This is a genomic window from Saccharothrix sabaoui, assembly GCF_051756985.1.
Classification (GTDB): domain Bacteria; phylum Actinomycetota; class Actinomycetes; order Mycobacteriales; family Pseudonocardiaceae; genus Actinosynnema.
In genome coordinates this window covers 1-18,522 of sequence record NZ_JBPKJK010000021.1, presented here as the reverse complement: position 1 = coordinate 18,522, position 18,522 = coordinate 1, and the positions used below count along the sequence as shown (strand labels likewise).

The window sequence follows — 18,522 nt, the reverse complement described above, 5'->3', positions numbered from 1 at the left end:
ACGCGCAGGTGCCGTCTCGTCCCGCCTGCCAGTGGACGAGCCCGATGGGCATCGAGCCCAGGCGAACGCATGCCACCATCCGTCGCCTGCGTGGCTAGCGCCCGTTCCGTCTGCGGTGACGTGTCGATGACCGGCCCGACGGGATACGAGAAGGAGACTGAACCGATGAACAGCTCGACCGGTCACCGGCGGACTCGAATGGTGTGGGACGTCGAGCGCGAGACGATCACGATCGCGCTCGACGACGGTCGCGAGATCACCATGCCCAGTGACCAGCCCTACGACCCCGAGTTGGGCATCCGGCGCATCGCCTACGAGCAGGGCGAGCACACCATGACCCTGGACCTGGTCGAAGGACGCCAGGTCATGGTGGAGATCGGCGGCCGGGACACCGCCCTGTCGCTGGCCGGGCGGACGGTGGTGTACCTGGACCAGAACCAGTGGATCAAGCTCGCCCAGTACCGGCATACCCCGGACAAGTTGCGGCCCGCCGAGCGGGACGCCGCCGCCGTGGTGATCGACCAGGTCGAGGCCGGACGCGTCGTGCTGCCGCTGTCGGGAGCGCACCTGGCCGAGAGCGGGTCGGCGCGTACGCGGTACCGGGCGACGCTGGTGCCGTTGATGCTGGAGCTGTCTCGTGGCTGGCAGATGCGCAATCCGCTGCGTGTGCGCGCGGACGAGCTGCGGGCGCTGTTGACCGCCCGCCGCCTCGGAACGCCCCTGTCCGCGCCGCGGACCGGCCCGGCGGTGTTCACCCTCGATCCCGGGATGCTGTTCGCCGACTACCCCGAGGCGCAGCACATCGCCGACCTGCCGCCGGAGCTCGCCCAGCTGCACCGCAGGCAGACCTGGGCGATGGGCCTGTACTCGGCGATGCTCGACGGGGAGGCCGTCGACCGGACCGTCGCCGATGACCTGGCTGCTAAGTGGGCGGCGTCCTTCCAGGACCTGGCCGGCGCGCTGCGTGACAACCCGGCGGCCCGCCGGGACTCTCGCACGATCGTCTTCGCCCGTGTCATGGTCGACATGCAGGCACACCTGGCCCAGGCCGCGGCGGGATCCGGCATGACGCCCGACCAGTTCCACACCTGGGTGTTCGGCCAAGCCGCCGACGACCTCGCCACCCTGCCCTACCTGGGCGCGGTGTTCGAGGCCACGCACATCCGGCTGCGCAACGCAGGTGACGCCTGGCACGCCCACGACCTGACCGACCTGCTCTACCTGGCCTGCGCCAGCGCCTACGCCGACATCGTCGTCTGCGAGAACAAGGCCGCCGACTACCTCACCCGCGCCTGGCGCACCTGTACCGGCGGAGCACCGCTGATCACCACCCTCACCTCACTGGTCGAGAAACTGCGGCCAACGATGTAGCGCACGACACGGAAGTCGGGTGATCCTCCGCTATCCCAAACGGGACGGAAGTGCGGCCGGGTAGAGGCCGGACATCCTCGGGACGTGGCATCTGGCAGCTGGACCGCTGACGGCGGTCGGGCCGAGGCCCGTCGAGAAGGTTGAACAGCAGGCCTTTCAACTGGCCCCGGCCCTGCCGTGACCGGATCGTCGAGGTTGCCTCGCGGATGAGTCCGCGAACTGCTACCGGACGGCCTGGTCACGCCCTTTGAGGTGGCAGCAGGGGCACGGGACCAGTAGGCCGGTGCCGTCGTCGACGTAGCGTTCCTGCGGTGCGGGGCCATCGCAGCGCCCGCACCACTGCCGCCAGTCGACGCGGTCGGACCTCCGGTCCGATTCCCGGGCGCGGCCTCGACGGGAGGGCACAGCGGTGGTCCGGCGATCTACCGGTGCGGCGGGCTGATCCTGTGGCGGTGCTGGGCGGGTCGGGGTCGGCGGTGGGGTCATGAGGATGGCGTAGCGGTTACGGCGCCGTCCGCCGCCGATCTCGATCGCGATGCGGCCCTGGTCGTGCAGGCGTTTGAGGCGGCGTTGGACGGTGCGTTCGTCCAGCCGGGTCTTGCGGGACAGGTCGGTGATCGACGGCCAGGCGTTGCGTCCTTGGTCGTCGGCCGAGTCGGCGATCGCCAGCATCAGCAGCAGATCGGTGCCCGCGGCCTCGGCGTGCTCCCACACCCAGGTCATGATGCGGATGCTCATACGATTTCACCGGCGGTAGGGGCTACCGGCGAAATAACCATAGGTCCCGAGAGTCCTTTCCCCTGCCAACTCACAGCCGTCCTCGATGCGCATTGACAGCCTGCCGGAAGCGTCGACGATGCACTGCTGTCGCTTTGTTGCCGCCATCCGACTTCACGTCCCCCGGTTCGTCTCGCAGGGGCATCGTCACATCGATCGCCCAGGGTGTCAAAGTTTTCAACGAATGGAATCAGGGGCAAAGAATGGAACCAAGCCGGTATTTCGGCCTGTGAAATCTTCCGGGTCGGCCGGGTCTTGACGCTGTGCGCTGGGTTCGAGACCGGGCCGCCGAGTTATCCACACCCCCGGCAAGTTGCCACCCCCGGCAGATTGCCACCGGTGGCGCAGCTGCGCCGGGGCTGGGACGGCAAGGCTGCGCCGGGGCTGGGGTGGCACAGCTGCGCCACCCGTTACGTCCTATGACGTCCTATCCCTTGAGCGGCCGGGCCGCTCTGGCACCGACGAGGCCGACGCGGTCGACACCCGCGACGAGATCGCTCGCTGACCGTTCACCAGCTCCCGATGTGGCAGCCAGCCCGCCACAGCTCGGGCGAACAAAGCAGGAAGCCGCCGCTGGCCGCGTGACCTCGCCGTGTGCGCAGTCTGGGCAGATATGGATGCCGCGGTCCGCACGCGAGGCTCCGGGTACGCGCCGAGCAGCCCACGACAGCGCGGGCATGAGATCTCGGCGTCGACGTCGAGATGGGGGTGGCCCATGACGTTTATTGCCACAAAGGCCGACCTCCTTCACTCCCGATGACGCGAATCGATGCGCAAACACCACCGATAGCGATGTAGAGGAGCAGCCGCCAGGAAGGCAATCCGATCAGCCCAACGCCTCCGGCCAGAATGTTGCCCACACAGGCATCGCGCCGTCCATCTCGCCGACCACACGCTGGACGATAAGCGTGACACCCGCCTCCACCAGCACGGATGCCGCCAAAGAGATTATTTCAGATAAATAACCTGACCGTCCAGGTTCCCTCGAATGACACCATGCCGAGAGGTCGATAAATGGCACTGAGTGAGCGAGGGCGAACCGCATGCGGATATGACGCAGACCCTGTTATCACCGGAAAGTCCGACTCTACATAATCGGGTCCGCACCCTCGAACGTCTCGGTCGGTGAACCGGTAAGGTTGCGGCGCCGGATACCGGATACACCGGGCGTATGAACCAGGTGAGGATGCCGATGACGCAGCAAGGCGAGCATGACCGGCTTCGCAGGATGCTCACGACGCTCTCGGACCGAGTCCGCCATCCCGATCTCCCGCTGAGCCTGTTCCTCGATCCCGACAGCGTCCACGCGATGGACGAGGATGTCGACACGTCCGCGTGGTCCGATGACGCACTCCGGAACGCCCGACTGCGGCGCGGTGCGGTGATGGCCGCTGCCCACCGCATCGTCGACGAGTGCATCGACGACCTGCACGGCATCGGCTTCCCCGGCGCTGGAGCACCCAACGCCGGCGAGGCGGAGGAGTCGTTCGTCCACCGCTTCTTCCCGATCCGTTCCCGGGACGGCAATGACGAGGGCTTCTTCCGCAAGGCGCTGGTCACCGCCGTCGAGGTCGCCCAGGACCTGGCCGACCCGCACGGCGGTGCCGCCGCCTGCACCGCCGAGGCGATCATCCGGGCGGCACTGCCCGCGATCACGCAAGCGATGTGCGAGGAAGCGGGCGTCGGCGCCGGAGTCCTGGACGAGTACCTGTTGGAGGACATCGACTTCGAGTCGCTGTTCGCCGACGAGGTCAGCGGGGTCGAGAACGACCCGCGCCTGGACGGCACGGCCAATCTGTTCAGCGAGGGGGCGCACGACTGGTTCGCCTCGTTCGGCGAGACCAACCTCGTGCACCCCTACGCCGAACCGACCACGGCGCGGCGACGGGTGCACGACCTGCGATACAGGTTGCCGACCGTCACCGGCCCGCCCCGCAGCCTGGACCGGGAGTTGGACGCGCACGAACAGGTGGCCGCTGTCGGCGCCGGTAGCGCCGCGGTCGCGGCAGCGCGCACCGCAGCCGACCGCAGCGACCCGGAGCTGTGGGTGCCCGACGACACCGATGCCGACGCCTCGTTCCAAGCGCTGCTCGACGCGGTGTCCCGTGCGCCGAGCGGCAGCGGAGGGCTGACCTGGCAGCCGTTCGAGGACGACGACACGATCCGCACCGACATGCTCATACGCGACCCCGTACCCGCACTTCCCCATCGAGCAGGACGAGCCGTGGATCGACGCAGCCGTCGCCAAGGCCGCGCTGCTTGCAATCCCGCTGCGCTACGTCGTCTCCTACCGCCCCGACCCCGACCTGCGTTCCCACGTGAGTCCGGAGACACCGTTCCCCTGATCCCTTTGCCTCCGCAAGGACCCGCAAACGCCTCTTGAAGCGAACCGCCGGACCTCGCTTAAGCCGTAAGGTATGTCGTCGAGTGGGTCTGAAGGGATACGGGTGGGTGGACAGGACGCGGTACGGGGATTCGAATACCAGTTTCTCCGTACTTTGGAATACGCACTCGACCTTGTCGGCGATGACGACACCGACGTCACCGGGGTTCGCATCGAAGGGACAATCGACCGAACCGGCGGTCCCGACCCCGAGATCGTGGACTTCGCCTTGGTCGACGACGAGGGCAACCTGACGATCGCTCAGGTCAAGAGCGGCAGACCAGGCAGCTCGCTGAGTGCGTTGGACACCTTTGAGGTGCTGGTGCGCCTGTTGAAGCACCCGGCACGAAGGTACCTGTTGATCACCAACCGGGCGGCCACCACGAGTCTGCGAGATCTGTCGGCGCTGATCGACGACCAACAGGCCGACCTGCGCGAGGAGGTGTTGACGCTGCTCGCGCAGTCGAGGATGGCCGACGAACTGCGGGATAAGGACGAGGAGTTCTGGCAGCGGCTGCGCTGCACCAAGGTGGTGCTGGATCTGCGGGACGTCGAGCAGGTACGCGAACAGGTGCGCGACCGCGTCCGCGCCGTGCGTCATCGAGTGGCGCCGTCGACGATCGGCTGGGATGTCACCGGCCTGCTGACCGGTTACCTGGTGTCGGAGGTGATGGCCAGGGCGGCAAGCCCTGATGCCTCCGAGCTGACGGTTACGGAGTTGACCGACGCCTTGGGCGCGGACCCTGAAGAACTACGCGGGCTGCTGCGCGAACGGAACTGGGCGGTGCATGTGACGGCCGGGCCGCGGGCCACCGACATCGCCCGCCCTAAGCTCCTGGACCAGATGGCCCGGTACCTGTCCACGCCGGTGCGCGGTGACACCGCGCCGGTGTGCCTGCTGACCGGCCTGTCCGGCATCGGCAAAAGCAGTATGGCCGCTGCCTGGGCCGACGAGCACGCCGACGCCTACGCCGCGATTCTGTGGGTCGACGCCTCCGGTCCGGTGCAACTGGAGGCGTCCTTCGCGGTGATCGCCGCTTGGTTTCACAGCCAAGGCGTGTTAACCGACGCCGAAACCGGCCTGCCGGTGCAGCAGCGGGTCTTCGTCGCGCTGGCGCGCACTGCCAGGCCGTGGCTGATGGTGTTCGACAACTGCGCCGACCAAGCCGTCCTACGCGGCTGGATCCCCCATCGGGGACGAGGACACACGATCGTGACGAGCACCGATCAAACTGGCTTGGCCGGAGCGCATATGCACACGGTGCCGGTACCCGGCATGACCGACGCCGAGGCGACCCGGTTGCTCGCCCGCCGGATTCTCGGTCAACGGACCCCCACCGACGAAGAGTGGGGCGTGCTCGGTGGTATGGCTGCATGGCTGAACAACTGGCCCTTGGCCTTGGAACTGGCTGCGGCCTATCTGGTCGGCACGCTGCCGGAGGAGACCGGTGATCTCGCGCGGCGCGTCGCTCAGTACGAGCGGCTGCTGAAACGATCGATGAGCGACCCGCCCTCGGTCCCGGAGGGCTATCCACAGACCGTAGTCGGTGCCGTTTCCCTGACCTGGCAGCGTATCGTCGAGCGGGAAACGCCAGCCGAACGGCTCGCCTCGCTGGCGTTGCGCAGTGCGGCGTTTCTGGCCTCGCGCCAGATTCCGCTGCATCTGTTGCTGGCCTGCTGGACCACTGACTCCTGGGAGTTCAGCGGCCCTCTGGTGTATGACCGCCTGCCCACCTACCTACAGGACGATCCGCCGATCGGCGAGGTGCTGCGGGCGGTCCACCGTGACTCGCTGGTCCGTGCCGACGAGGCATTCCCGCTGCCCGGACCGACCAGAGCCGAACCGGCGGTGCGACTGGGCTACACGATCACGATGAACGACATCGTTCAGTTTACCGTCCGCGGCCTCGTCGACCGCGAAAACCTCACCCATCAAGTCCTGGTCCGTACCGCGTTCTACGTGCAGGCTTGGATGTCACACTTCGCCGAGCATGGCCGGATGCGGCTGGCGCTGGGCCTGCGCGGACACGGCATCGAGACGTCCGAGCACGCTATCGACCTGGGAGCTGCGGACAAGAATGTCGCACTGCTGTGGGGCAACACCGCTGGGCTGTTGGGCTATCTCGACGAGTGGAGCGACGCCGCTCGCTACCTCGTCGCCGAGCTGGCGTGGGTCGACTCCACCGATCAGCCCGACCTGTTGATCCGCATACAGACGGTGGTCGGTCTGGCCACCGCTCACTACAACCTCGCCGACCCGCCGCGCGACGCGGCCGAGCGGGTCGTCGCCTTGATGGAGGATCTCCTCGGCGACGTACCTGCGGCGCTGGAGCTGGACCGGGAAGTGGTCGGTCGCACCGTCGCCGCGGCCTGCTCAGTCGTGCTGAGCCTGCGCTTGAGAGGCGCCGACCATCCCAGACTGGCCGCCCTGCAGTCGGCACTGGAAGACATCCTCAAGATGGCGCCGCACGACGAGACCGTCGGACACCTCGTCGAACTGCGGCGCCTGCACAGCCTGATCGGTGAAGGCAGGAACGCCGAGGTCCGGCTCATCGCCAAAGCCCTGCTCTCCCGATGGTCGTCCGACCATCCTGACTATCTTCAGGTGCTGCGGATGCTCGCTGAAGCCTGCGTCCACCTGCGCGACTGGGCCGCCGCCCGCAGCACCCTCGCCCGCTTCACCGACGCGGCCGACGAAGGCATGCTTCGACGATTCGACCTCGCACTGCTGCTGCGCAATGTCGGCATAGACCTCGTGAGCGCCATGCTCGAACAAGAACAACCTGCCTTCGATCTGTTCCGCACCCTCGATTACATCGCCTCGTTGTGCGACCGCCACAGTGTGGCGATCCAAGCCGGCGACCGGGATGTCATCGCGGTTTTCCGGGCGCTGCGTGCCTACCTCGACCAGGACAAGTCAGCCTGCATCGAATGGCTCGACCAGGTCGACCTCACCGAGTTGACCATCGTCGAACGCGGCGGCATGACCACGATCATGTACCGGCTGCTGCGCAACTGGACTGCTCCGCCAAGCATCCTTCAGAACGAGACCCGGCCGTTCGAGACGCCACAGCAGATGATGGACAAGGTCGTCAGTGGCCCACGCTCACCGGCTCTCGACACCGTCGTCCCGTGTGACGACAGCGACATCGCCACCATCGTGCTCGGATGCAAGGCGGAGTCGGCACCGGCCCACGCGCTCAGTCTGAGCCAAGTGCGCCGCGCCGGTGGCCGCGTCCCACGTGAATCGCTGGAGATCGTCGTGGAGAGCTGCCTCGCCCTGGACCTGCTCGGTTTTCCGACCCGAATCGCCGAAACCGCGTTAGCCATCGCCGATCGTGACTCCCGCAAGCAGATAACCGATCCGTTCCTGCCCACCCTCGACAACGCCTCCCGCGCACGCGCGTCGCGAGTGCCTCACTACACGGTGCTGATGACCACTTCGCAGCATCTGGTCGATCCAGTGCTACCGCAGCTGGCTGCGATCCGGCCGCTCGCAGCGACCAGGCCACTTCATCGCTTCTCGGCAGTGCTGCCGTTCCAGGGCGAGAACAGCATCCACGTGATCGTGCGCGAGGAGGTCATGGTGGCGTACCAGCACCTAGGGACCTATAAGGCACAGCACGTCGCCACCACTCTGTTGTCCCCCGAGCAGCGCGCGGCCTGCGCAACCAACGCCTTCTTCGTCGCGCTGCACACCGTGTTCACGCTCTCGGCCACAAGCGGCGAGCGCGTCGCGGAACTAACTGCGGTTCATCGCCAACTGGACGGCCTGCTCATCTCGCCCGACAGCCTCGCCGATCGTCGCTGAGGCCCGTCGGTGCCTCGCGGTGCCCGCGCGGGGCATCGGGAGGTCCCGAACCGCACGCGAGTGAGCCTCAGCTCTTGCGCGCCTCGTGCCGAGCTTGATCGACGGGTGAGGTGATTTCGGGCAGCAACTCGGCCAGGACCGCTTCCACGATCGGCGAACCGTGCCATGCCAGGTAGGCGCGTCCGTAGGGCAGGCGGTTGAGCCCATGACGTTGGTACAGCGCCTGGGCGCGAGGAGTTGCAGCGTGCTCGTCTTCGGGGTCGATCAGTCCCAGGCGTCGCGCGGTCGCCAGGTGCTGGGCGACGCCGCCCAGGGAACTGAAGTGCCGGTAGGGATCGCCCTCTATGGTGCCTTGATCAATGCCACGGTGAAGATGTCGGCGAAGCAGTCGCGCCGGTCGTCCTCAGCCACTGTTGTCGTCCTACTCGTGGTCGAGACCGATCATCGGCCGGTCGCAGCGGCATGGGACCAATGCGGCGTCGTCCGGGTCGAGGCCGTTGGCGATGGCCATCGCGCGGTAGTTCGGGTAGAGCCCGACGAGGCTGCTGATCGAATCGGGATCGATCCGGCCGTTGATCAAAGCCAGGCGGACGGTGAGGTTGTCCGAGGCTCCGCGCAGAAGGAACCCCGCACAGGTCTGGGGACGCGTTCGGGCCGGGCCGTGGCAGCCGAAAGTGTGGGTGGCCATGTCGTAGGTGGTGCGGGCGCTGTCGCGGAACACCTGCGGCGGGAATGCCCCGGTGGGGCGTCCAGCCGCCAAGGGCAGCGCGGACATGGCTCGGTCCTGTGGTCGCTGCCTCGGCGTTCGACGGTGACGATGCCCCACTTGCCGTCCCCCGCCGGGCGGACCATGACGATCTTCGGTTGGTCTACCACCAGCGGTGGGAGCACGAATCGGCGTACTACGCCCTGTGTCACACGATCACCGGCGGACGCGTGCTGCGCTCGGGCGACCCGACCGGGCTCGATCAGGAGATGTGGTCCCTGCTCACGCTCTACCAACTCCTGCGCACCGTCATGGTCGACGCCGCGGAATCCCGGCCCGGCACCGGTCCCGACCGCTGCGGATTCACCATTGCCGTGCACGCCGCACTCGATCAGGTCGTCCAGGCGACCGGAATCATCAGCGACAGCAACGGAGAATCCGGGGTCATCGCACGTCGGGTCCTGGCCGCGCTCCTTCCGCCCCGACACCCGAGGGTGAGCACCCGCAAGGTTAGATCCCCGATCTCCCGCTACAACGAACGTCGCGACGACGGCAGACCGGGCCGAAGCCGCACCGTCACCGCCCTCGACATCGGCGTCCTGGAACCCCCGGAGCCGCAGCCCACGCTGCCCAACGCCTCTCGGGACGACCGCAATATCGCCCCAGCAGAGCGTCGCAGGCACCGGATTCTGATCCTGTTACAGGAAGATTCCACCCGTCTCTGGCGACCCCGCGACATCGCGGTCCACTTCGGTGACATCACCCTCGACACCATGTACAGACAGCTTCCCGATGGGCCGACAGCGGACTCATCCACAAGATCGCTCCTGGTCTCTACGCCGCCACGACATGGTCACCGACTTCCTTGCAGGAGCGCGGAAATCCTTAACTACCCGGCCTTGGGACAACCTCACAACGGTGTCTTCCGGTCAGTTCGGTGAGCTTTCGCTGTGCTGTCCGGCCGTCTCGCACCACTGCCACCACACAGGGCCGAGCGTGTATCGACCGGCGTCCTTCTCCAGGGCGCCGAGCCTCACCAATGCCTTCGCCAGGCGGTAGGTGGTGGGCAGTGGAAGCTTTGCGGCGCGGCTCATCTCGGTCAGGTTCAGCGGACGCTCGCCGCTGGCGACCTTGTCCAGCATCTGAAATGCCCTGTCGAGTACCGAGTTCCTGCCGGCGGCGCCGAACTCACCGCCTGCGGTGTCCTGACCGGACGGTTCCACCCCGCTTGGCCGTAGCTCGTGCTGCGCACCATCGGGTCGGGTGTCCCTGCTGTGGTTGTCGTCGGCAGTCCACACGTGATCTCCTCCTCGTCCGTGCGGGATGGCTTTCATGCCGAGCCTCGTCATCGTCGAGCGGCATCGGGGCCGTGGCGAATTGGGTGCCACGGTGTTCGACATGTGTTCGCCGTTCGAGGGCATCTGTGGATCAGTGCCCGCGTTGCCCGGAAGGTCAGGAGCCCTTCCCTGCCTGCCGTGCGGGGAAGGCGGCTTCCGGCGTAGACGGGCATCGAGTTGCCCATTCCCACTCGCCTCCAGCGGGAACGAGTTCACGGGACGCTTCGATGAACGATCGGACCCGCGCCGAGACGAGCACGAGTTCGGATCGCTCGATCCAGTCGCCATGGAGGATTCTGGTGATTTTCATGGTGTGCTCGTTGACCCTGGTGATGATCAGGTCGCCGTCGCCGTGCTCGGCGCCGTCCTCGTCGGGCGTCAAACCGGCCGCCAGCAGGTCTCGCGCGAACACCCACACGACGTCGGCCTCGATGGTCCAGTCGTGGAGATGCACGGAGACCGCGAACGGGTCGGCAGGGTCGTAGACGAGTCGCACCGCGACTCCGACTGGTCCCATCGCGCCTGTCGTCGCGAAGGTGATCGGGGTGATCGGGTCTGTCACTGAGTGTCCCTTTGTCGTTCTTTGGACGAAGATGGGGGTTCGAGCGCCGACGAGGTGCGGGCCGCGCCCCTAGGCAGGCGGTCACGACCGGTCGACACGGGTGTTGTCGTGTCGACCGGTCGACGTGGCGCGGCGACGCCGGTGGACGACGCGAGGTCAGTTCGGGGAGGAGTGGCCGTCCGCTCCCGGTCTGTTCTCCGAGTGGGCCGTCAACAGGGCCAGCCTGTGCTCGAGCGAGAAGTAGAGCCTTTCGGCCGCCTGGTGGAACTCCGTCAGCAGCGGTGCGATCGAACCGACCTTCGAACGCAGGTCGTGGTGCGATCGCACGTCACCATCGGTGAGAACGTCAGCGAGTCGATCCAACACGTCACCATGCCTTCGCAACTGTTCGTGGCGGCTGCGGAGGTGCTGCGCATCGTCGATCTGGTGACGTGATCCGTAACGGTCGGCCGCCGCGACGATGATGTCGACGGCGCCGGAGGCGGCCGTGGCGGCACGACGCAGGGCCTCCGTTCCCGTGCCGGGTGCCATGTGCCGATCGGTGTGGCTGTCGGCGCGCCCGGCTTCCTGTGAGGTGCACTGCCGGCCGAGCGGGTCGACCGCCCCCTCGATCCATGACGTCACGATCCCGACCACACGACCCAGGACGTCGACGTGCCCTTCGAGCGTCCCGATCGACTCGTCGTCGCCGACCACCACACCGCATCACCTCCAATTCTTCCGCCGTTCAAGGGCGCGGCGGACGCCGACCGGTTCGGACCGCCGCCGTCGGCCACTCGGGTCACCGCCGTCCGCATCAGCACCCGACGAACAGCTTCGCGATTCCAGACGACGCGGACATCAGGGCCGACACGGACCCCGACCCGGAACCGCATAGTTGCGGAGAAGCACCACCGTCAGATGTCACGCTTGGTACTGCACCTGTCACGTACGGCAGTGCACGTAGCCTGATCGGCCTATCAAGGGTGGCATCCCCGACGTGCGAGGGGCGTTCAACCAGCGGAATCGCATCGGCCGAGCGCGAGGCGTATTCGTGCCTGGCGGACGCGGGACACCTGGCCAATATCGCTGATCTCCGTGTCAACCCGGATGCGACCGCGCGGCGATACGGGAATCGTGTGCGGCAGCCGCACCGACGAACCATTTCGACCCCAGGAGACGACCCGGAGATGGCGACGTCCCAGATCACCGAAGCCGACCGCGGCCTGTTGCTCGGCGGCCGCCTGCGCGGGTACCGGCACCACGAGATCGAGGACGCCGCCCGCCGTGCGGGGCCGGTGCACGTGGCTGTGCAGCCCAACGGGGTCGAGGTCCACGTGCTCACCGTCGGATTGCGCCAGGCACGCGACTTGCTCAACGATCCGCGACTGTCCAAGGACGCGGCGGCGATCATCGCCGCGATGGGCCGCCACATGACCGCTGCGGGCCGCAATCCGAAGGACCTGTCGGCCATCATCGGCCGGAGCATGATCAACAGTGACGCGCCGCGCCACACCCGGCTGCGGCACCCCGTCGCGGCGGCCATGACTGCCAAGCGGCTCGCCGCGCTGCGGCCGCGCATCACCCAGGTGGTGCACGACCTGCTGGACGGTCTCGACGCGGACCGCCCGGTCGATCTGGTGGAGCAGTTCGCGCTGCCGTTGCCGCTGACCGTGATCTGCGACCTGCTCGGCGTCCCCGAGGGAGAAGACCGGTCACAGCTGGCGCAGTGGTCGTCGGCGATGATGACCGAGGTACCCGAGCTGCAGAAACCGGCGTCCGACGCGATGGCCGGCTACCTGACCGCGCTGATCGAGCAGAAGCGGACACGACCGGACGAGGCGCTGCTGTCGGCGCTGGTGCACAGTGAGGTCGACGGCGACCGCCTAGACGTCGACGAGGTGCTGACCACCGCCATCCTGTTGGTCGCGGCGGGACACGAGACCACGACCGCGGCGATCGCCAACACCGCGGTGGCACTCCTGCGCACCGGGAGCTGGTCCCGGGTCGCCGAACAGCCGGAGTCCGTGGCGGACGCCGTGCAGGAAGGGCTGCGCCACGACCCGCCCACCCGTAACATCCCGCACTACCTCGTCACCGAGGACGTCGAGCTCGACGACGTGACGGTCCCGGCGGGGGCCATCGTGATGGTCAACCTGGGTGCCGCGAACCGCGATCCGGCCGCCTTCGGCGCCGACGCCGGCACGTTCGACCCGTTCCGCGCCCGCCCGGCGGGCGCGCTCACCCACGCCACATTCGGCAACGGTCCCCACCGCTGCGTCGGCAGCCGTCTGGCGACCATGGAGATCGAGACCGCTCTGGGGGAATTGACCAGGCGTTGGCCCACCGCGCGCCTGATCGACCCGGCCGAGGATCTCGCCCGCGGCGCGGCCGTGGTAATCAACGGGTTCGCCGAAGTTCGTGTCGCGCTGCGCGGTTGACCGACCCCGCCGCTCTCATCTGCCGATCAAGTCGCGGTGATGCTCATTGAGGTAGGCGATGAGACCGATGCGGTTGGCAACATCGATCTTGCGGTACAGGATCGACAACTGGTGCTCCACGGTCCGGTGGCTCTTGAACTGGCGCTCGGCGATCTGCTTGTTCTGCAGCCCCTCGCTGACCAGAAGGGCCAGTTGCCACTCGAAGGTCGTGAAAGGCGCAGGCGGAACGACCGCGCCCGGCGTCCCCGCGTCGCCGCCCGGCCGAGGCCGGTGACCGCCGGTGTCGCGGTCGACAACGTGGGTCGCCGCCACGGGCATGGGCGCTCGGCCGCCGGACATCCGACGAAGCTCCCGCTCCGCGAGGGCTCGTAGGCCGCCGTCGAGGACCAGCGTGTAGGCGTCCTCGACGGTGCCGACCTGCGCGGTGTGGGCCGCGTTGTACTCGTCGTCGCTCAGGTGTTCACAGACGGCTGTCTCAGCGTGTTCGCGCAATGCCGCGAACACCTCGAGCCGTCGGGACAGCTGGATACCGGTTGCCTCGTGCAGCGCGTCGGCGGCCCCCAACAATCGCGCCGCGTCGCGGGCGTACTCGCGTCCGGCACGGGCCAGCGCCCACGCCAGCACCGGAAGCGTGAACAGGATCGTCCACCGGTCACCAATCTCACGCTGCCCGCGCACACTGTCCAACAGCACGTCCACGGCGGCGAGCGGGTCGTCGTCGAACCTGACCAGCGACACCGCCAGGCACCACCGGGCCCACGCCATCCCCCACTCCGCGCCCAGCCGCTCGCACTCCGCGACGAAGGCAGCAGCCGCGGCCCGCCCCTCCGCGGCTTCGCCCAGCAGCACCGAGCCCATCGTCAGCAGTATCTCCGTCAGATGGGCGTCGACCAGGGCCCCGGGTCCATACGACACCCACAGCCGGTGGGACTCGCGCAGCAGGTCCATCCCGTGGCGATCGCCGTCGATCAGCAGCACCTGCGCGCCGCGGATGAACAGCAACGCGGCCACGGGTTCGTCGTGCGGAGCCACCGCCTCCGCGTCGGCGATGCGCGCCAGTACGGCGTCGCGGCCCTCCCCCAGGCATAGCTTCATCCAGGCATCGAGCGCTATCGCGCTGGCCCGCAACCCCGACCGGTCCACCGGGGCGGCCTGCAGGGCACGCCGCAACCACAGCGACTGCTCCGGCAATTTCCCCGAGTACGTCCACCAACGACTACGCGAGAGAGCGACGGCCATCTGCAGCCCTTGGGAAGCACTGTCCGGATCCTTCAGTACCGAACTCAAAGCCGTGCGGAGGTCGGGCATGTCGAGCCCGACCTCACGCAACAGCGAGATCTCGTTGTCGCCGCGGAACCCGGCAGCATACCCTGCCGCGCGCTGCTTGTAGTGGTCACGGTGACGCGCACGCACACCGGAACCACCGTCATCCGACTCCCCCAGCAGCGTCGTCGCGAACTGCCGGATGGGCATCAGCAGCCCGTACCGCCGACGATCGTCCGAGGGCACCACCAACGACTTGTCGACCAGTTCGGCCAGAGCATCGACCACTTCGGACTCCGCCAGCGCGTCGCCGGCGCACACCCGCTCCGCGGCGTCCAGGTCGAACGAGCCGGTGAACACCGACGCCGCCGCCAACAACCGCTGCGCCGCCGGCGTGCACAACTGGAAGCTGGTACGGATCAGCTCGGCCATCCTGCGCTGATGCGGGGCCGCGTCCAACCGCTCGGCGACCACCTCCACCGACAGCGACCGCATCTGGCCGACCAACAGTTCGATACCCAACGGCAACCCGCCGGTGCTCCGCACGATCTTGCGGACCGTCGGCCAGTCGCGCTCGTCCAACCGCCAGCCCGGCGCACCGGCCGCAGCGCGCTGCACCAACAGCTGGACGGACTCCACGTCCCGGTCCAGAGGGCCGTCCTCGTCCGGCAACTCCAGGGGCGGCACCACCACCAGCGCCTCGCCGTCCAGCGCCAACAGCGTGCGACTGGTCGCCAGAACCCGCAGATGGGGACAGTCGCGCAGCAGGACGGCCACCAGGTCGCCGACCTGGTCCACGAGGTGCTCGCAATTGTCCATGATCAACAGCATGCGCCGGTCACGCAGATAGGCCACCAACGTCTGCAGCGGATCATCGGCAGCCTGACTGGGCACCCCCACCGCCCACAGCACCGCCTGCTCCAACAGCGTCCGGTCGCCCTCGGACACCTTCGCCAACTCGACCACGCACACGCCGTGCTCATACGCCGACCGCACAGCCTGAGCATGCTCCAAGGCCAACCGGGTCTTCCCCGCGCCGGGACCACCGGTCAGCGTCACCATCCGCGTGACCGTCAGTCGCTGCCTCAGATCCTTCAACAGCGCGCGCCTGCCCACGAACGCACTCAGCGTGAGCGGAAGCCCACTCCTACCGGTTTCGTCCATAACCATCCCGCGCCCCATGGCGTCATAATACGACAGCACCTGAGCGATCCTCAACTTCTGGCAATATCCTCCGAATTTCCGCAGCTTTGATAGCCAATCACGCAGCCATTGGCCTCAACCCATGCTAAGCGTCGAGGAACGAAGCAGCTTGAGCGTGAGCACACAGCGCAATCCGACGATCTGGGCAAAGATGATCGACGACGACACCATCCACCCTCCGTCGCCGCGCGAAATCCTCGACGGCCGCGCCCACCGAGACGATTCCCGTGTCCGATGGCTCATCGGGTCATCGATCTACATCCGTCGGGGCGCGGAAGCGGGTTCATCGGCAAGCCGGAGCGCGTTCAGAAACCCGACCGCGGCGCGGTGTGCTGACCCGTCCGGCGGCACGACCTCCAGCAACGCGACCAGGGCCAGCAGGCGGTCCTTGTCCACGGCCTTGAGGTACTGCATCAGGTAGGCGTTCCAGCGGCTGTCCACCCGCAGCAGCACACCACCCCCACACAGGGCGTCCACCAGCGTCGGCGTCCCGTCGTGCTCCTCGACCCGCCAACCGGCAACGGCGCCACCAACCGACGGAACCGATCGACCATCCGCTCGTACTCGCGCCGCTCCGTGCGACCAACCCCTCGATCACCGACGACCGTCCCACCCTCACAGGCGGGCTCAGGCGATCGGGGAAGAACCGCTCCACCAGATCATCGCACAAGCGTTCGATTCCACGCGAATCTTGATCAACGATGAACGACGTATAGGAGTGGTGCCCGGAGCCGTTGTGGCTGCTGGCGCGTCCATTGTTGCCCGACGCGCCGCAACGCCACCAGGGGCGGACCTGCTCGCTGGCGGCGGCGTTGTCCTGCACACGTGCTGGTTGCGGCGGGGTGGTGTGCGGGCGGGGTCAGGTGTTCTCGGGTGATGGTGGTGCGTCGACCAGGTGCACGCGGTCGGTGATGACCAGTGGTTTGTCCGCGGGGCCTTTGATGTGGCCGGGTACGACGGTTTCCTGGTGTTCGCAGTCGCCGGTGACGTGCAGGTGGGGGTTGAGGCAGGTGTTGCGTCGGTAGGCGCGTACGGGCCAGCGTCGGGTCCACTGCGGTACCCGACGGTAGTCGGATGCTTCCGCGTCTTGGGCACGGGCTTGGGAGGTGGGGCGGTGTCGGGTGTGCACGCGTACCAATTGCACGCCGCCGGGTGTGGTGATTCCGTCGCGCTGGTCGCGTTTGCCGGCGCGGCGCGTGCGGTGGAGGGTCTCGGTTTCGGTGAGTCGGGCCGCGCCGGTCTGGGCCATGATCTGCCAGGTGGTGTAGACGACGTGTGCCCATTGGTGTTCGGTGTCGGGTGCGGGGCGTGGGAGTGGTCGGTCGAAGGGGAGCAGTGTCTCGGCGAGGCTGCGCAGCGGCGGTACTCCGTCGCGTTTCTCGATGTCGGCCAGTTCTCCGACCGTGATGGACAGGCCGGGGCCGCCGGAGATGACGGCGTCGGGTGGCAGCGCGTCCCAGCCCTGGCTGCCCGGTGTCCAGAACGTCAGCCACACGCCGTCGAAGTCGTGCTGCACCGGGATGGGGCCGTCGGGGGTGGTTCTGTTCCACCGTGCGGTGGGCATGCCCTCGAGGTGGAGGTCGGCGGTGGTGATCTGCGACCAGGAGACGGCGACGATCGGGGTGGGCATCAGCAGCGTGCCCGGCTCGCACGCGTCGGGCCAGCCCAGGGCGGCCATGGACGGGGCCGGGTCGAGGTCGCGTCCGCCGATCGGGTGGGCGAAGACCATCAGGCCGGCTTCGGCGGGCATGCGGCGGGCCCGTACCGGCTCCCGGGAGGGGGTGTCGGCGGCGGCGAGCGCGAGCGAGGTCATGTCCTCGTCGACCCAGTACAGCGCCGCCTCGCTCAGGCGTCGGTGCTCCTGCCGCGCCACCAGTCGGGCACCGGCCAGGGCTGCGCGCAGGGCCGGTTCCGAGGGGCCGGTGGTGTCGGGGTACACCATGTTCCGGTTCTGCACACGGACGTAGAAGTCGAGGTTGTCGTGATGCAGGACGTGCTCGCGCAGCCACAGCCGGGCCTCGGGCAGTTCGGTGGCCTTCAGTGCCGTCCACTGCGCCACCAGCTCGGGTCGGATGGTCACCACGTGGGGCTCCGGTCTCCTCCGCCGGGGCGGATGTCGGTCATGTCGGGTCCGTCCGGGTCAGAGGCGACGTAGTGCATGCAGGACCTGGTCGAGGAAACCGAGGTGGTCACCGTTCGGTATTTCCCTTTGTCGCAGGGCTTCCAGCGCCGCGGCCCGCTCACGGTCGCGCTCGGCAGCGTCGGCTTGCGCTGTCGGGCGGGGCAGGTCTCCGAGTACAGGCAGGTACTCGGTCGGTGGGCCCGGATCGTGCAGCGACGGTGACCCGCCGCGGTGGGCGAGTCCCCACGACGGGTCCGCCGCATCGGAAGAACGACGTGGTGGTGGAAGGCTCACCATTGCGTCCCTGTGCCCGATCACTGCGTGATCGACGCCGGTGATGACCGGACCGCGTGGTGGCGACGACCGAGCCAGACCGGCGGTGGCGTCGTGCCCTCCCGTCATGCCGTTCTCCCCCACCATCGGCGCCGCCCGGTGATGAGGACCGCGACCTGTGCCCGGTCGCCGAGGACTGCCGTGGTCTTCGGCTCCGGTGGGGAGATGCCGGGAAGCCGGCGCCGGCCCGCGCGTCGCGCGATCGGCAGGGCGTCGGGCAGGGCCGGGTCCGGT

The 18,522-nt window shown here is 67.9% G+C and carries 14 protein-coding genes; 6 read left to right on the top strand and 8 right to left on the bottom strand.

Annotation, left to right across the window (positions count from 1 at the left end; genetic code table 11):
* The first annotated feature begins 165 nt into the window (after window positions 1-165).
* Window positions 166-1,371: a hypothetical protein gene (locus ACR807_RS09165; RefSeq protein WP_438920793.1), complete on the top strand. Its 1,206-nt coding sequence runs from the start codon at window positions 166-168 to the stop codon at window positions 1,369-1,371.
* Between the two features lie 222 nt (window positions 1,372-1,593).
* Here ACR807_RS09165 and ACR807_RS09160 read toward each other — a convergent pair whose 3' ends face one another.
* Window positions 1,594-2,109 carry a helix-turn-helix domain-containing protein gene (locus tag ACR807_RS09160; RefSeq protein WP_438920792.1) on the bottom strand — a complete coding sequence of 172 codons (516 nt, stop codon included), beginning with the start codon at window positions 2,107-2,109 and terminating at the stop codon, window positions 1,594-1,596.
* A 1,231-nt stretch (window positions 2,110-3,340) separates the two neighbouring features.
* On the opposite strand from ACR807_RS09160, the gene ACR807_RS09155 reads away from it, so the two are divergent.
* Together ACR807_RS09155 and ACR807_RS09150 are read left to right on the top strand one after the other, a co-directional pair.
* Complete coding sequence (locus ACR807_RS09155) at window positions 3,341-4,531, top strand: hypothetical protein (RefSeq protein WP_438920791.1); 1,191 nt, start codon at window positions 3,341-3,343, stop codon at window positions 4,529-4,531.
* A 64-nt stretch (window positions 4,532-4,595) separates the two neighbouring features.
* Window positions 4,596-8,342, top strand: a complete 3,747-nt coding sequence (locus ACR807_RS09150) for a hypothetical protein (RefSeq protein ID WP_438920790.1) — start codon at window positions 4,596-4,598, stop codon at window positions 8,340-8,342.
* 421 nt (window positions 8,343-8,763) lie between these two features.
* Here ACR807_RS09150 and ACR807_RS09145 read toward each other — a convergent pair whose 3' ends face one another.
* The gene (locus ACR807_RS09145) at window positions 8,764-9,117 is read right to left on the bottom strand and encodes a DUF6283 family protein (protein ID WP_438920789.1); all 354 of its coding nucleotides are present in this window, start codon (window positions 9,115-9,117) and stop codon (window positions 8,764-8,766) included.
* An 89-nt stretch (window positions 9,118-9,206) separates the two neighbouring features.
* Between ACR807_RS09145 and ACR807_RS09140 the strand changes: the two genes are divergently transcribed.
* A complete protein-coding gene (locus tag ACR807_RS09140; RefSeq protein WP_438920788.1) occupies window positions 9,207-9,989 on the top strand; it encodes a hypothetical protein in 783 nt (260 codons plus the stop codon).
* On the opposite strand, the gene ACR807_RS09135 is transcribed toward ACR807_RS09140, so the two are convergent.
* From ACR807_RS09135 to ACR807_RS09125, 3 genes are all read right to left on the bottom strand, one after another.
* On the bottom strand, window positions 9,978-10,346 hold the full coding sequence (locus tag ACR807_RS09135) for a helix-turn-helix domain-containing protein (RefSeq protein ID WP_438920787.1): 369 nt from the start codon (window positions 10,344-10,346) through the stop codon (window positions 9,978-9,980). The genes ACR807_RS09140 and ACR807_RS09135 overlap by 12 nt on opposite strands.
* A gap of 154 nt (window positions 10,347-10,500) precedes the next feature.
* The gene (locus ACR807_RS09130; protein ID WP_438920786.1) at window positions 10,501-10,947 is read right to left on the bottom strand and encodes an SsgA family sporulation/cell division regulator; all 447 of its coding nucleotides are present in this window, start codon (window positions 10,945-10,947) and stop codon (window positions 10,501-10,503) included.
* Between the two features lie 156 nt (window positions 10,948-11,103).
* The gene (locus ACR807_RS09125) at window positions 11,104-11,646 is read right to left on the bottom strand and encodes a hypothetical protein (RefSeq protein ID WP_438920785.1); all 543 of its coding nucleotides are present in this window, start codon (window positions 11,644-11,646) and stop codon (window positions 11,104-11,106) included.
* A gap of 266 nt (window positions 11,647-11,912) precedes the next feature.
* On the opposite strand from ACR807_RS09125, the gene ACR807_RS09120 reads away from it, so the two are divergent.
* Window positions 11,913-13,367 (top strand): cytochrome P450, encoded by a 1,455-nt coding sequence (locus tag ACR807_RS09120; RefSeq protein WP_438920784.1) that lies wholly within the window; start codon window positions 11,913-11,915, stop codon window positions 13,365-13,367.
* Between the two features lie 15 nt (window positions 13,368-13,382).
* Here the strand turns inward: ACR807_RS09120 and ACR807_RS09115 are convergent, their stop codons facing one another.
* The 3 genes from ACR807_RS09115 to ACR807_RS09105 form a co-directional block, all read right to left on the bottom strand.
* The gene (locus tag ACR807_RS09115; protein ID WP_438920783.1) at window positions 13,383-15,848 is read right to left on the bottom strand and encodes a winged helix-turn-helix domain-containing protein; all 2,466 of its coding nucleotides are present in this window, start codon (window positions 15,846-15,848) and stop codon (window positions 13,383-13,385) included.
* Window positions 15,849-16,088: 240 nt separating this feature from the next.
* Window positions 16,089-16,310: a hypothetical protein gene (locus ACR807_RS09110; protein ID WP_438920782.1), complete on the bottom strand. Its 222-nt coding sequence runs from the start codon at window positions 16,308-16,310 to the stop codon at window positions 16,089-16,091.
* Between the two features lie 382 nt (window positions 16,311-16,692).
* Window positions 16,693-17,892, bottom strand: a complete 1,200-nt coding sequence (locus tag ACR807_RS09105; protein WP_438920781.1) for a hypothetical protein — start codon at window positions 17,890-17,892, stop codon at window positions 16,693-16,695.
* A gap of 99 nt (window positions 17,893-17,991) precedes the next feature.
* On the opposite strand from ACR807_RS09105, the gene ACR807_RS09100 reads away from it, so the two are divergent.
* On the top strand, window positions 17,992-18,177 hold the full coding sequence (locus ACR807_RS09100) for a hypothetical protein (RefSeq protein ID WP_438920780.1): 186 nt from the start codon (window positions 17,992-17,994) through the stop codon (window positions 18,175-18,177).
* The last annotated feature ends 345 nt before the right edge of the window (window positions 18,178-18,522 follow it).

Coding starts and splice junctions, on each gene's coding strand:
- ACR807_RS09165 (WP_438920793.1), top strand. CDS start 166: ATGAACAGCTCGACCGGTCACCGGCGGACTCGAATGGTGTGGGACGTC.
- ACR807_RS09160 (WP_438920792.1), bottom strand. CDS start 2,109: ATGAGCATCCGCATCATGACCTGGGTGTGGGAGCACGCCGAGGCCGCG.
- ACR807_RS09155 (WP_438920791.1), top strand. CDS start 3,341: ATGACGCAGCAAGGCGAGCATGACCGGCTTCGCAGGATGCTCACGACG.
- ACR807_RS09145 (WP_438920789.1), bottom strand. CDS start 9,117: ATGTCCGCGCTGCCCTTGGCGGCTGGACGCCCCACCGGGGCATTCCCG.
- ACR807_RS09100 (WP_438920780.1), top strand. CDS start 17,992: ATGCAGGACCTGGTCGAGGAAACCGAGGTGGTCACCGTTCGGTATTTC.